Source organism: Streptomyces sp. SD15, from assembly GCF_054462255.1.
Genome location: NZ_JBTLMO010000076.1, coordinates 17,249 through 31,068, shown reverse-complemented (window position 1 = coordinate 31,068; position 13,820 = coordinate 17,249). Strand labels below are relative to the sequence as shown.

General features: G+C 69.8%; 12 protein-coding genes. 3 read left to right on the top strand and 9 right to left on the bottom strand.

Going from position 1 to position 13,820, the window contains the following annotated elements; translation table 11 throughout:
- The first annotated feature begins 281 nt into the window (after positions 1-281).
- Entirely contained in the window at positions 282-1,280 is a 999-nt protein-coding gene (trpS, locus tag ACX28W_RS40340; protein ID WP_459005101.1) for a tryptophan--tRNA ligase, read from the top strand.
- A gap of 96 nt (positions 1,281-1,376) precedes the next feature.
- Here the strand turns inward: trpS and proC are convergent, their stop codons facing one another.
- The 3 genes from proC to ACX28W_RS40325 all read right to left on the bottom strand — a co-directional run bounded on the left by proC (position 1,377) and on the right by ACX28W_RS40325 (position 4,124).
- Positions 1,377-2,186 carry a pyrroline-5-carboxylate reductase gene (gene proC / locus ACX28W_RS40335; protein WP_459005100.1) on the bottom strand — a complete coding sequence of 270 codons (810 nt, stop codon included), beginning with the start codon at positions 2,184-2,186 and terminating at the stop codon, positions 1,377-1,379.
- Between the two features lie 262 nt (positions 2,187-2,448).
- Positions 2,449-3,261, bottom strand: a complete 813-nt coding sequence (locus ACX28W_RS40330; RefSeq protein WP_459005099.1) for an ABC transporter permease — start codon at positions 3,259-3,261, stop codon at positions 2,449-2,451.
- Positions 3,258-4,124, bottom strand: a complete 867-nt coding sequence (locus tag ACX28W_RS40325) for an ABC transporter ATP-binding protein (protein ID WP_459005098.1) — start codon at positions 4,122-4,124, stop codon at positions 3,258-3,260. The genes ACX28W_RS40330 and ACX28W_RS40325 overlap by 4 nt, the downstream gene beginning before the upstream one ends.
- Before the next feature lie 308 nt (positions 4,125-4,432).
- On the opposite strand from ACX28W_RS40325, the gene ACX28W_RS40320 reads away from it, so the two are divergent.
- Positions 4,433-5,854, top strand: coding sequence for a SulP family inorganic anion transporter (locus ACX28W_RS40320; protein WP_459005097.1), 1,422 nt, complete (start codon positions 4,433-4,435; stop codon positions 5,852-5,854).
- Here ACX28W_RS40320 and ACX28W_RS40315 read toward each other — a convergent pair.
- From ACX28W_RS40315 to ACX28W_RS40305, 3 genes are all read right to left on the bottom strand, one after another.
- Positions 5,818-6,642: a class I SAM-dependent methyltransferase gene (locus tag ACX28W_RS40315; protein ID WP_459005096.1), complete on the bottom strand. Its 825-nt coding sequence runs from the start codon at positions 6,640-6,642 to the stop codon at positions 5,818-5,820. The genes ACX28W_RS40320 and ACX28W_RS40315 overlap by 37 nt on opposite strands.
- A gap of 205 nt (positions 6,643-6,847) precedes the next feature.
- Positions 6,848-7,369, bottom strand: coding sequence for an EamA/RhaT family transporter (locus ACX28W_RS40310; protein ID WP_459005095.1), 522 nt, complete (start codon positions 7,367-7,369; stop codon positions 6,848-6,850).
- Positions 7,370-7,423: 54 nt separating this feature from the next.
- On the bottom strand, positions 7,424-7,750 hold the full coding sequence (locus ACX28W_RS40305) for an SH3 domain-containing protein (RefSeq protein ID WP_459005094.1): 327 nt from the start codon (positions 7,748-7,750) through the stop codon (positions 7,424-7,426).
- 135 nt (positions 7,751-7,885) lie between these two features.
- Here ACX28W_RS40305 and ACX28W_RS40300 point away from each other — a divergent pair, with 135 nt between their 5' ends.
- Positions 7,886-10,183 (top strand): serine/threonine-protein kinase, encoded by a 2,298-nt coding sequence (locus ACX28W_RS40300; RefSeq protein WP_459005093.1) that lies wholly within the window; start codon positions 7,886-7,888, stop codon positions 10,181-10,183.
- Between the two features lie 49 nt (positions 10,184-10,232).
- Here ACX28W_RS40300 and ilvD read toward each other — a convergent pair whose 3' ends face one another.
- From ilvD to ACX28W_RS40285, 3 genes are all read right to left on the bottom strand, one after another.
- On the bottom strand, positions 10,233-12,086 hold the full coding sequence (ilvD, locus tag ACX28W_RS40295) for a dihydroxy-acid dehydratase (protein WP_459005092.1): 1,854 nt from the start codon (positions 12,084-12,086) through the stop codon (positions 10,233-10,235).
- Positions 12,087-12,272: 186 nt separating this feature from the next.
- A complete protein-coding gene (locus ACX28W_RS40290) occupies positions 12,273-12,890 on the bottom strand; it encodes a TetR/AcrR family transcriptional regulator (RefSeq protein WP_459005091.1) in 618 nt (205 codons plus the stop codon).
- Positions 12,887-13,711, bottom strand: coding sequence for a sugar phosphate isomerase/epimerase family protein (locus ACX28W_RS40285; RefSeq protein ID WP_459005090.1), 825 nt, complete (start codon positions 13,709-13,711; stop codon positions 12,887-12,889). The genes ACX28W_RS40290 and ACX28W_RS40285 overlap by 4 nt, the downstream gene beginning before the upstream one ends.
- Positions 13,712-13,820: the final 109 nt, after the last annotated feature.

The window sequence follows — 13,820 nt, the reverse complement described above, 5'->3', positions numbered from 1 at the left end:
GGAATGGCTGTCCGGGGACCGACCGGAGTCGGCGCTCACGTCGGACAACCCGGAGAACACTACGTACGGCGTGGAGGCATGTCAACTCCGCTCCGGAGGCGCCACGGAGACGTACTCTCGGAGGCATGACTACGCGTACGTGCACCCAGCAGTGGTGGGCCGCCTGACGGCGGCCGTACTCACGTATGTACTCAACGGCCGCCGCCTCGGCGGCCGTTTTTATGTCTCCCTCCTGGAGAGCCGGCCGACGGGCGCGGCGGCCTCGACCAGGAGGTGGAGAAGTGACGCGGATCTTCAGTGGGGTCAAGCCGACCGGGCATCTGACGCTGGGGAACTACCTGGGGGCCGTACGGCGCTGGGCTGATGTCGATCAGCACCGCGCCGACGCCCTGTTCTGCATCGTGGATCTGCATGCCCTGACCGTGAACCACGATCCCGGGCGGGTCCGCAGGCTCAGCCGACAGGCGGCGACGCTGTTGCTGGCGTCGGGGCTCGATCCGGAGCTGTGCACCGTGTTCGTACAGAGTCATGTGGACGAGCACGCGCGGTTGTCGTATGTGCTGGAGTGCGTCGCAACCGACGGGGAGATGCGGCGGATGATCCAGTACAAGGAGAAGGCCGCGCGGGAGCGGGAGCGGGGCGGGAGTGTGCGGCTGTCGTTGCTGACGTATCCCGTGCTGATGGCGGCGGACATCCTGGCGTACGGGACCGACGAGGTGCCGGTCGGGGACGATCAGACGCAGCATGTGGAGCTCACTCGGGATCTGGCGGTGCGGTTCAACCAGCGGTACGGGCACACCTTCGTAGTGCCTCGGGCCACGCATCCGCAGGTCGCGGCGCGGGTCATGAATCTGCAGGAACCGGCGTCCAAGATGGGGAAGAGCGATGACGTCGGGCCTGGGGTGGTCTATCTGCTCGACGAGCCGGATGCCGTGCGGAAGAAGATCATGCGGGCCGTGACGGACAGCGGGCAGGACGTTGTGTACGACCGGGAGGCGCGGCCGGGGGTCTCGAATCTGCTGGAGATTCTTGCCGCCTGTGACGGTGGGAACCCCGAAGCCTTGAGCGGTGTATATGAGTCGTACGGCGCTTTGAAGAAGGACACCGCCGAGGCCGTGGTCGAACTCCTCAGGCCCGTACAGGACAGGCACAAGCAGTTGTGCGCGGACCCTGCGTATGTGGAGGGGGTGTTGCGAGACGGGGCGGAGAAGGCCAGGGAGATGGCGAGGCCGAGGGTGGACGCGGCGTATCGGGCGATCGGGTTGCTGGCGGCGGGCTGAATGGTCGTGGGCTGAAAGGCGGTGGGCTGAAAGGCGGTGGGGCCGGGGGCGGGCCTGGCCCCACGTCTTTCAGCTGTTGCCTGAGGTCGGCGTCCGCTAGCTGTTGCCGGAGGCCAGTTCGCGGCTGCGGTCGCGAGCTGCCTCCAATGCGGCGATGAGGGCTGCGCGGACACCGTGGTTCTCGAGTTCGCGGATTGCGTTGATCGTGGTGCCCGCGGGGGAGGTGACGTCCTCGCGGAGCTTCACGGGGTGCTCCCCGCTGTCGCGGAGCATCACGGCGGCGCCGATCGCGGACTGGACGATCAGGTCGTGGGCCTTGTCGCGGGGCAGGCCGAGCAGAATGCCCGCGTCCGTCATGGCCTCGACCAGGTAGAAGAAGTACGCCGGTCCCGAACCGGAGAGGGCTGTGCAGGCGTCCTGCTGGGACTCGGGCACGCGGAGCGTCTTGCCGACGGCGCCGAAGATCTCCTCGGCGTGGGCGAGGTGCTCGGGGGTGGCATGGCTGCCGGCGGAGATGACGGACATGGCCTCGTCGACGAGCGCGGGAGTGTTCGTCATGACACGTACGACAGGGGTGCCTGCGGCCAGGCGCTCCTCGAAATAGGAGGTGGGAATGCCTGCCGCGCCGCTGATGACCAGGCGGTCGGCGGGGATGTGCGGGGCGAGTTCGTCGAGGAGGGTGCCCATGTCCTGCGGCTTGACCGTGAGAATCAGCGTGTCTGCGGTTTTGGCGGCTTCGGCGTTGGTGACCGCGGTGACGCCGTAGCGCTCGTGGAGTTCCTTGGCGCGCTCGGGGCGGCGGGCCGTGACCAGCAGGTCTGCGGGGGCCCAGCCGGACCGGATCACTCCGCTGAGCAGGGCTTCGCCGATCTTGCCGGTGCCGAGGACTGCGACTTTCTGGGTCATGGTGCGGGGCCCTCCGGGGGTTGTGTCGTCCGGGGTTCATCCTCCCACCGGGGGCGTGGGGGCGGCTTGGTCGTCCGGTGGGCGGGATGTCGGGCGTTCGAGCGTCCTAGGTGTCCGGGTGCTGGTTGGGTGCGTTTCGCCCTCGCCGCCTCACCCCGGTCCCGTCCCCGGCGGCTGCCGCCCCCAGACCCCCGCATCGGCCTGAACGGCGCCTCGTCCTCAAACGCCGGACGGGCTGAAGAGTGCCGCCCGGCACTCGGGGCTAAGGGGTTCGGCGCTTCAGCGTTGCTGCGCCCAGGCCCAGCACCAGGAGTGCGCAGCCCGCCACGATGAGCGCGTCGCGGATGAAGGTGGCTGTCACGTCGGTGTGCATGAGGACTTCGTTCATGCCGTCGACGGCGTAGGACATGGGGAGGACGTTGGAGAGGGCTTCGAGGACGGGGTGCATGTTCGAGCGGGAGGTGAAGAGGCCGCAGAGGAGGAGCTGGGGGAAGATCACGGCCGGCATGAACTGGACCGCCTGGAATTCCGAGGCCGCGAAGGCCGAGACGAAGAGACCGAGGGCGGTGCCGAGGAGTGCGTCGAGCAGGGCGACGAGCAGGAGGAGCCACGGGGAGCCGGTGACGTCCAGGTCCAGGGTCCAGACCGCCAGGCCCGTGGCCAGGGCCGACTGGACGATGGCCAGCGCGCCGAAGGCCAGGGCGTAGCCGGCGATCAGGTCGCCCTTGCCGAGGGGCATGGCGAGGAGGCGTTCCAGGGTGCCGGAGGTGCGTTCGCGCAGGGTGGCGATGGAGGTGACCAGGAACATCGTGATCAGCGGGAAGATCCCGAGGAGGGAGGCGCCGATGGAGTCGAAGGTGCGCGGGCTGCCGTCGAAGACGTAGCGGAGCAGGACGAGCATCACGCACGGGACGAGGATCATCAGCGCGATGGTGCGCGGATCGTGGCGGAGCTGGCTCAGGACACGGGTCGCGGTGGCGGTCGTACGGGAGTAGCTGATCGCCTTCGGGCGTACGAAAGGCGCTGCGCTCGGGGGCGCGCTCGTGCCCGTGCTCGTGCTCGTGCTCGTGGTCATCGGACGGTCTCCTTGTGGGGGTGAGCGCCCGCCGCGATCGCTTCGTCGACCAGGTGGAGGAAGGCGGCCTCGACGGTGTCGGAGTCGGTGCGTTCGCGCAGGGCGTCGGGGGTGTCGTCGGCGAGGATCTCGCCCTCGCGCATCAGGAGGAGGCGGTGGCAGCGCTCGGCCTCGTCCATGACGTGGGAGGAGACGAGGAGGGTGGCGCCGCGGGCTGCGGCGATGTGGTGGAAGAGGGTCCACAGGTCGCGACGGAGGACCGGGTCCAGGCCGACGGTCGGTTCATCGAGGACAAGGAGTTCGGGGGCGCCGAGGAGCGCGACCGCGAGGGAGACGCGGCTGCGCTGGCCGCCGGAGAGGTTGCCAGCGAGGGAGTCGGCGTGGGAGGTGAGGTCGACGTCGGCGATGGCCTGGGTGACCGTGGCGTGGCGGCGTTCGGTGGCGATGGAGGTTTCCCCGCGCGAGCGGAGTCGAGGGCGAGGGAGCCCGGGGTCGAGGATCGCGGCGAAGTAGTCGAGGTTCTGGCGGACGGTCAGGTCGTCGTAGACGGAGGGGGCTTGGGTGACGTAGCCGATGCGGGAGCGGAGGGAGGCGTCGCCGGCGGGGCGGCCGAGGACTTCGAGGGTGCCGGTGACTTTTGCCTGCGTGCCGACGGTCGAGCGCATCAGGGTCGATTTGCCGCAGCCGGAGGGGCCGAGCAGGCCGGTGATCTGGCCGGGCGGGACGGCGAAGTCGAGGCCGCGCAGGACGGTGCGGGTGCCGCGTACGACGGTGAGGGCTTCGGCGCGGATCGCCGCGGGCTGTGGGGAGGAGGAGTCCCGTGGTTCCGCGGGAGCGGGTGGGCGTCGAGCAATATTCATCATGCGATGAATATTGCTCTCGCGGAGTAGGGCCGTCAAGCCCGATGCATCCGGCGGCGCAAGCGCGCGGGGGCGTGATCGGAAGGCAGCGCTCCGGTGCGCGGTGGGGTGGCGCGCTCCTGCGTTCCCATAGCGGTTACGCCTGGGGGCTGCGCGATCAACTTCCTTTACCGACAATGGATTTCAGTGCAGCGCGTGGTCATACGGCCCATATGTTCATGAGCCCTTGTGCCGTGCCTGTTCGTCCGCCGTGCCCTCCCCCGGCTCGGTGACCCACGCATCTCCCGCTCTCAACCGGAGGTGCCGTAGTCATGCGCAAAGCCGATTTGTTCGCGTCACTAGTCGTGTTTCTCGTCGCGCTGCCCCTGTGCGTGGGGGTCGCCATAGCCTCCGGTGTGCCGGCCGAGCTGGGTCTGGTGACCGGGATCGTCGGCGGGCTGGTCGCCGGGGTGCTGCCCGGCAGCAGTCTGCAGGTGAGCGGGCCCGCGGCCGGGCTGACCGTGCTGGTGTACGAGGCGGTGCAGACGTATGGGCTGCAGGCGCTCGGTGTGCTGGTGCTCGGGGCCGGGCTGGTGCAGCTCGCGCTCGGGGTGCTGCGGCTCGGGCGGTGGTTCCGGGCCGTGTCCGTAGCCGTGGTGCAGGGAATGCTCGCCGGGATCGGGCTCGTGCTGATCGCGGGTCAGGTGTATGCAATGGGTGACGCGTCCGCGCCGGCGAGCGGGCTCGGGAAGATCGCCGGGCTGGTCTCGCTGGTGGGTGACGCGGATCCGGTGGCCTTTGTCATCGGGGGTGCGACCGTGGTCGTCCTGGTGGTGTGGCCGCGGTGGGGGCCCGGGGCGCGGGTCGTGCCCGCGCCCTTGCTGGCGGTGGCGGGCGCGTCGGTCGTGACCGGGGTGTTCGCTCTGTCCGTGCGGCGGGTGGAGGTGCGGGGGCTGCTGGATGCCGTGCAGCCGCCGTCCTTGGCGGAGTTGGGACGGCTCACGGAAGTGGGCGTGCTCGGGACGGTGCTGGCGTTCGCGCTGATCGCTTCCGCCGAGTCGCTGTTCAGCGCGGCGGCGGTGGACCGGCTGCACCGGGGACCGCGAACCGATTACGACCGGGAGCTCATCGCACAGGGCGCGGGGAATGCCGTGTGCGGGGTGCTCGGGGCGCTGCCGATGACCGCGGTGATCGTGCGGAGCGCGGCGAACGTGCGGGCCGGGGCGCGGACGAAGGTGTCCCGGGTGCTGCATGGGGTGTGGCTGCTGGTCTTCACCGTTGTGCTGCCTGGGGTGTTGGGGATGATTCCGGTGGCGGCGCTGGCCGGGTTGCTGGTGCATGCGGGGTACAAGTTGGTGCCGGTGCGGGAGTTGGGGGCGTTGTGGCGCGGGCATCGGGGGGAGGTGGTGGTGCTGAGCGTGACGGCGGTGGCCATCGTGGTGGGGAACCTGTTCGAGGGAGTGCTGGTCGGGCTCGCGCTCGCCGTGGCCAAGACCGCGTGGGACATCAGCCACGTCCATGTGGAGACGGAGGATCGGGGGGCCGCGGGGATGGTCGTGCGGGTGGCGGGGAATGCCACGTTCCTACGGTTGCCGAAGCTGTTGGACGCGTTGGAGGCGCTGCCGCACGATCGTGACGTACGGCTGGAGTTGGGTGGGTTGCGGCATGTGGATCACGCGTGTGGGGCGGCCCTGGAGCGGTGGGCCGCCGCGCGGGATCACGAGCGGGTCGCCACGATCACCAGTACGTCGTAGACCTCCTCGACCTCACCCTCCGGGAACGTCTCCAGGAGATGCGCGCGCTCCTCGGTGAGGAAGGCGTCCGTGCCCTCCTTGCCGCGGACCAGGAAGATCGAGTGGCTGCCGAGGTTGGCGAGGTGGGTGTCGAGTGGGACGCGGCGGCTCCAGCGGAGTGTGCGTTGGGCGACGGTCAATCGGGGGGTCGGGGCGGTGGACAGTGCCGCTGCGGCGCGGGCGCCACTGCCGTTCTTCTCGACTACCGGGTCGATGCCGAAGTGGCGCTCGACGCGGTCGGTGGCTGCGGCGATCCACGGGATGTCGACGGCTTCCGTGTTCCACCAGAGGGCGAGTGCACCGTCCGGGCGCAGGACGCGAAGCGCTTCCGGGATGGAGTGGGCCGGGTTTGTCCAGTGCCAGGCCTGGGCGTAGGTGAGGAAGTCCGCGGAGGCGTCGGCGAGGGGGAGGAAGTCGCCGGTGCCGCGGATGATGGGGACGGTGGGGAGGGTGCGGCGGAACTCCGCGGCCATGGCCTCGCCGGGTTCCACGGCGATGACGTCGGCGCCTCTTGCGTGGAGGAGGGTGGTGGCGATGCCGGTGCCGGCGCCTACGTCCACGACCCTTGCGCCGGTGAGGGGGCGGGCTGCCATGTCTTCGATGGCGTCGAAGAGGGCGGGTGGGTAGGAGGGGCGGTTCGCGGCGTACTCGGCGGCGGCGGTGTTGAAGGAGTGGGCTCGGGTGGTGTGAGAGGGAGAAGGGGAGGGGGAGGGGGAGGGGGAGGGGGAGGAAGAGGGGGTGCGGGTCATACGGTCATGGTGGCGGAGGGGGGTGGCTGGGGTGGGTTTTCGCCCCCGCCGCCCCTACCCATTCCCGTCCCCTGGGGCTTCGCCCCCAGACCCCCGGTCGCCCGAAGGGCTCGTCCTCAAACGCCGGACGGGCTGGGGGTGCGGGCCGGGCTGAAAGGTTGCCCTTTGGGGTGAAGGGCACCAGATCTTCCCGTATTCCCGGGGCTTAAGAGCGGCGGCGCTTTTTTGACGGGTTGTTTGTGCGGCGGTTTGTGCGGCGTTCGTACTGTCGGCGGGCCGTTTCGTACTCCTCGCGGTGGAGTTTCTCGCCGGGGGCCTCCGTGAGGGCGCGGAAAGAATAGGCGAGGAGGGAGCCGACGAAGCCGATGGCCAGGAGGCCGCGGAGGGAGGCCTGGCGGTCGGGGTCGGGGCGCTTGGTGAAGGCGTCCCAGGTGTGGCGGAACGCGAGCGCGCTGCACACCGCGAACATCACCACGACCAGGAGGGTCACGAACTCGCCGACGTCCGCGATCGCCAGGCCCTGGTAGGCGAAGCGGAGTACGAAGCAGGCGGCGACCGCGGCGGCAAGCGCGCCGACGGCCACGGCGACGCGGCGGGCCGGGTAGCCGCCGTCGTGTGCCACCCAGGTCGTGCCGAAGAAGCGCAGGGGCTCGGGCTGGGGCCCTGCGGGGGTACCGGTTCCGGCACTGGTTTCGGTACTGGTGCCGGTTTCGTTCTTGTCGCTCACAAGACGATTATCGCTCCGGTCCGCCGCAAAGCCCCGGCCCTCGATGCCTCAGCCTCAGCCGCAGCGCGGCGCGACGTAGCCGTCGCTGCCGGTCTTCACGTAGGCGTCCGCGACGTACTCGCCGTTGGCGATGTTGTCCCAGATGCTTGTGGTGCCGTACGGACCGCTCACGGATTCGCCCGACCGCTGGCAGATGATCGGCACGTGTGAGCCCTCGGGCAGCACGCGCACGATGCGGTAGCCGGTGCCGGGGCCGCTGCGGACGTTCACCGCGTAGCCGGGTGCGAGCGGATAGGAGTTCACTGCCGCTTGGACCGAGCTCGCGGCGACCGTTGTGGACACCGCTTCCTCGTCGCTGCTTTCTATAGGCTCAACAGCCATGGAGATCTCCCCCGTTGAATCCGACATGTGTACGTCTTTCGCACGCGGAGGCTAGCAAGCCGCCTCGGTCTCGTACGAGGAATCGACTAGGCTCCGTGCGTCGCGCGCGCGGACGAACAGCACGGGGGTGGGTCCATGGCGCCACAGCGGAACACCGGATCGAATGCGGAAGCGGAACTTCCCGAGTACGCGGGGCAGTACCGTCTTGAGAAGCGCCTGGGGTCCGGCGGCATGGGTGTCGTCCAGCTGGCCCGCAGCACCTCGGGGCTGCGACTCGCCGTGAAGGTCGTACACGCGCAGTTCGCGAAGGATCCCGAGTTCAGGGGGCGGTTCCGGCAGGAGGTCGCCGCCGCGCGGCGGGTGAGCGGAGCGTTCACCGCGCCTGTGGTCGACGCCGATCCGGAGGCCGAACGCCCATGGATGGCCACTCTGTTCATTCCCGGCCCGACCCTCGCCGAGTACGTGAAGCGGAACGGCCCCATGCCTCCCGACCAACTGCGCCGTCTGATGGCCGGACTGGCCGAGGCGCTGCGCGACATCCATCGGGTGGGAGTCGTACACCGGGATCTGAAGCCCAGCAACGTCCTGCTCGCCGACGACGGCCCCAAGGTCATCGACTTCGGCATTTCCAGGCCGTCGGACAGTGAACTGCGGACCGAAACGGGCAAATTGATCGGCACACCGCCGTTCATGGCACCCGAGCAGTTCCGCCGTCCGCGACAGGTGGGACCGGCCGCCGACATCTTCGCCCTGGGCTCGGTGATGGTGCATGCGGCGACGGGCCGGGGACCCTTCGACTCCGACAGCCCGTACGTCATCGCCTATCAAGTCGTGCACGACGAGCCGGACTTGACGGATGTTCCCGCGCACCTCGCACCGCTCGTCACGCGCTGCCTGGCCAAAGAACCGGAGGACCGGCCGACCCCGGACGAACTGATGCGGGAGCTGCGCTCGGTGGCGGCCTCCTACGATACGCAGGCGTTCATTCCGGCTCAGCGTGCCGAGCCGTCCGGTCCCGACGACGATCCCGTCGGCAGTTGCGTCGACGGGGTCGTGGGCAGTTCTTCCGTCGACGGTCCTTCCGTCGGCGGTTCTTCCGTCGGCGGTTCTTCCGTCGGCGGTTCTTCCGTCGGCGGTTCTTCCGTCGGCGGTTCTTCCGTCGGCGGTTCTTCCGTCGGCGGTTCTTCCGTCGGCGGTTCTTCCGTCGGCGGTTCTTCCGTCGGCGGAGATCCTCCGCGGTCCAAGCCGCGGTCCAAGAAACGCACCCTCAAACGCGTCGCGCTCGTCGCCGGAGCTCTTGTCCTCACCGCGGGCGGGACATGGGCGACGACCCAATTGCTCGGACAGGACGGCAGCGGCACCTCGCAGGACCAGGGGGCGCGGTCCGCGCCGATCGGTTTCACCGGGTGGGACACCAAACCTGCGCCCGGAGCCAGTGGGATGCCCCAATGCTCGTACGGGACAGGGAAGTTGTTCTGCAACCAGCCAGGGCTGGTCTACGCCCTCGACCCGGTCGACGGCCACGTCCTGTGGCGGCACGACTCCGGTGAGCGGAGTGCTCCGGACGGCCTGCCCGTCACCTCGGGCGGACTGGTACACGCCATCACCCATGCCGGCCGGCTCCTGGAGGCGCTCGATCCGGCCTCGGGCAGGACACGTTGGACGATGGATCTTTCGGCGTACAGCCGTGTGCAGCACGCTGGCGGAACGGTCCTGCTCACCGGTGCCGACGGGACGGTCACCGGAGTGGACGGGGCTTCGGGCGAGAGCCGTTGGCGCCGGCGGATACCGGGGCAGAGCGCGCCCAACCTCGCCGCGTTCGCCGGGGGTGGGCTCGCCTACGCCACGAGTACGTCGGGCGACGGGACGAGTACGCGGGTGGCCGGGCTGGATCCGGAGACCGGGGACGTGCGGTGGGACGCCAGCCTGAAGGGCACGCTGTACCCGGTCGGCACCCAGCGGGACACTGTCGTCTTCACGTCCGTCAACAAAAACACTGAGACGGACGCCCTGGTCCAGTACGACCCGCAGAGCAAGGTGTCGCACCGGGTGGAGTTCGCTGTGACGCTCCCCCAGGCTCAGGCCACCGTACGCGCGGACACCGTCTATCTGGTGGCCACGCTCGGCCCGCTGGTGGCCGTCGACCTGGAGACGCGGAAGCAGCGCTGGCGCCTCGAGACGTCCGTGAGCCGGGGCTCGGCGCCCGTCGCCGACGCCGAGCACGTCTATTTCACCGCGGCCGACGGGCGGCTGCTCGCCGTGGACGCGGCGAAGGGGAAGCTCGTCGGGCAGACCCGGACCCGGCTCGGTGGCGAGTCGGACCGGGTCCCAGGAGCGCTGTCCCCGCCGCTCGTCACCGGCGGCCGCGTCTACGCGAGTGCGCCCGACGGGACCGTGTTCGGGGTGGCGGGGGACGATCCGTCGGCCTGGTGAGGGTTCAGGATCAGGACTGATCAGCCCTGATCAGGACTGCTGTTCTCGATCAGCCCAGCTTCGAGACGTCCCGCACCGCGCCCTTGTCCGCACTCGTCGCCATCGCCGCGTAGGCGCGCAGGGCTGCGGAGACCTTGCGCTCCCTGGCCGCCGGCGCGTAGACGCCCTTGAGCGCATCGCGGCGCGCGCCCAACTCCTCGTCCGACACGAGCAGCTCGATCGAACGGTTCGGGATGTCGATGCGGATGCGGTCGCCGTCCTGGACCAGGGCGATGGTGCCGCCGGAGGCCGCCTCGGGGGACGCGTGGCCGATCGACAAACCCGAGGTGCCGCCCGAGAAGCGACCGTCGGTGATCAGGGCGCAGGTCTTGCCGAGGCCGCGGCCCTTGAGGAAGGACGTCGGGTAGAGCATCTCCTGCATGCCGGGGCCGCCCTTGGGGCCCTCGTAGCGGATGACGACGACGTCGCCGTGCGTGATCTCTTTCTTGAGGATCTTGTCGACGGCCTCCTCCTGCGACTCGCAGACGACGGCCGGGCCCTCGAAGGTCCAGATCGACTCGTCGACGCCGGCCGTCTTCACGACGCAGCCGTCGACCGCCAGGTTGCCCCGCAGAACCGCGAGGCCGCCGTCCTTGGAGTAGGCGTGCTCGGCGGAGCGGATGCAGCCGTTCTCGGCGTCCTCGTCGAGGGCCTCCCAGCGCTCGGACTGGGAGAAGGCCTCGGCTGAGCGGACGCAGCCGGGGGCGGCGTGCCACAGTTCGACGGCCTCGGGGGACGGGGAGCCGGCGCGCACGTCCCACGTCTTCAGCCAGTCCGCGAGGGTCGGGCTGTGGACGGAGTGCACGTCCTCGTTCAGCAGGCCGGCCCGGTGCAGCTCGCCCAGCAGGGCCGGGATGCCGCCCGCGCGGTGCACGTCCTCCATGTAGTACGTGCGGTCCTTCGCCACGTTCGGGGCGACCTTGGCGAGGCAGGGCACGCGGCGCGAGACCTCGTTGATCTCCTCCAGGCCGAAGGGGACGCCCGCTTCCTGGGCGGCGGCCAGCAGGTGGAGGATCGTGTTGGTGGAGCCGCCCATGGCGATGTCGAGGGCCATGGCGTTCTCGAAGGCCGCGAAGGTGACGATGTTGCGCGGCAGGACCGACTCGTCGTCGCCGTCGTAGTAGCGCTTGGTGATGTCGACGACCGTGCGGGCCGCGTCCTCGTACAGCGCCCTGCGGGCCGTGTGAGTCGCGAGGACCGAGCCGTTGCCGGGCAGGGAGAGGCCGATGGCCTCGGTCAGGCAGTTCATGGAGTTGGCCGTGAACATGCCGGAGCAGGAGCCGCAGGTCGGACAGGCGTTCTCCTCGATACGGAGGATGTCCTCGTCCGAGATGTTGTCGTTCACGGCGTCGGAGATCGCGTCGACCAGGTCGAGCGTGCGGACCGTGCCGTCGACCAGCGTGGCGCGGCCGGACTCCATGGGGCCGCCGGAGACGAAGACCGTCGGGATGTTCAGGCGCAGGGCCGCCATGAGCATGCCGGGGGTGATCTTGTCGCAGTTCGAGATGCAGATCAGGGCGTCGGCGCAGTGGGCTTCGACCATGTACTCGACCGAGTCCGCGATCAGGTCGCGGGAGGGGAGGGAGTACAGCATGCCGCCGTGGCCCATCGCGATACCGTCGTCGACGGCGATCGTGTTGAACTCGCGCGCGATGCCTCCGGCGGCGGTGATGGCCTCGCTGACGATCCGGCCGACCGGCTGGAGGTGGGTGTGGCCCGGCACGAACTCCGTGAAGGAGTTGGCCACCGCGATGATCGGCTTCCGTCCGATGTCCGCGCCCGGTACACCGGAGGCGCGCATAAGGGCGCGTGCGCCCGCCATGTTGCGTCCGTGGGTGACTGTGCGGGACCTCAGCTCGGGCATCGTCGCTCGCTCCTTCGGAGAGTAATGACTGTGTCGAGCGTACGCCGGTGCGCCAGGATGCGGACGGGGTGTCCGGAATGCGGGATGGGTGTCTCGGTGGGTGAGTGCGGGTCCTGAGTGCTGAGCGCGCCCACGCGGCGGAGCCGCACAATGTCACAGCCCCGCGCCCTGAAGGGGCGCTTTACCTCACGGGATTGTCAGGTGGCCCTGTACCACCGGGGCCACCCTTCTCACGATCTCTTCCAGGTCCGCCGATGCCACGGGCTCCACCTTGATCACGTAGCGGAGCATCGCCACCCCCACCAGCTGGGCTGCCGCGAGCTCGGCGCGCAGTTCCGCGTCGGGGAGGTCGAGCTGACCGGCGACGCGGCGTAGTAGCTGGGTGGTGACCAAGCGGCGGAAGACGGCGGCCGCGGTCTCGTTGTTCACGGCGGAGCGGAGGATCGCCAGCAGCGGCGTGCGGGTCGCCGGGTTCTCCCAGATCCCGAGGATGAAACGGGTCAGGCGCTCGCCGACGCCGTCGAGGGGTCCGTCCTCGACCGCGCCCGATGCGCCCAGGGCGGGGGCGAAGGCGACCTCGACGGCCGCCTCGAAGACCTGTTCCTTGGTGCCGAAGTAGTGGTGCACGAGTGCGGAATCCACGTCGGCGGCCTTGGCGATGCCGCGGACCGACGTCTTCTCGTAGCCCCGCTCGGAGAACTCCTCGCGGGCCGCTTCCAGGATGCGGTCGCGGGTGGCGGGGCCCGCCTCCGACTGCGTACGGGAAGGGCGTCCCCTGCGGCGGCGGGCGGCGGCGTCCGTCACCGGCGGGGCACCTTCATCGCGGAGGCGAGGTGCAAGCGGGTGAAGGCCAGGGCCTCCGCCAGGTCCGCCTCGCGTTCGGCGCTGGACATCGCACGGCGGGTGTTGACCTCGATGACGACATGGCCGTCGAAACCGGAGAGCGCGAGGCGCCCCAGCAGTTCGCCGCAGGGCTGGGTGCCGCGGCCGGGGACGAGGTGCTCGTCCTTGTTGGAGCCTTTGCCGTCGGCGAGGTGGACGTGTCCGAGGCGGTCGCCCATGCGGTCGATCATCTGGAGGGCGTCGGTGCGGGCCGTCGCGGTGTGACTCAGGTCGATCGTGAAGTGCCGGTAGTCGTCCTTCGTCACGTCCCAGTCGGGGGCGTAGGCGAGCATTTCGCGGTCGCGGTAGCGCCAGGGGTACATGTTCTCGACGGCGAACCGTACGTCCGTCTCGTTCGCCATCCGCCAGATCCCGGTGACGAAGTCGCGCGCGTACTGGCGCTGCCAGCGGAACGGGGGGTGGACGACCACGGTGGAGGCGCCGAGCTTCTCGGCGGCGGCCCGGGCGCGCTGGAGCTTGACCCAGGGGTCGGTGGACCACACGCGCTGGGTGATCAGCAGACAAGGGGCGTGAACGGCGAGGATCGGGACCCGGTGGTAGTCGGAGAGGCGGCGGAGGGCTTCGATGTCCTGGCTGACCGGGTCGGTCCAGACCATGATCTCTACGCCGTCGTAGCCGAGGCGTGCGGCGATCTCGAAGGCCGTCGCCGTCGACTCCGGATACACGGACGCCGTGGACAGCGCGACCTTCGCATCCGGGATGCGCACGACTGGTTCTGCCACGAGGGACAGCGTACGGGGTGCCTCTGGCGGTTGGGCTGGGGCACCTGTTCGCCGTGGGGAGAGTCATCGGGGGCGGATGCGGGTGCGGGTGCGGGTGCGGGTGATCTGT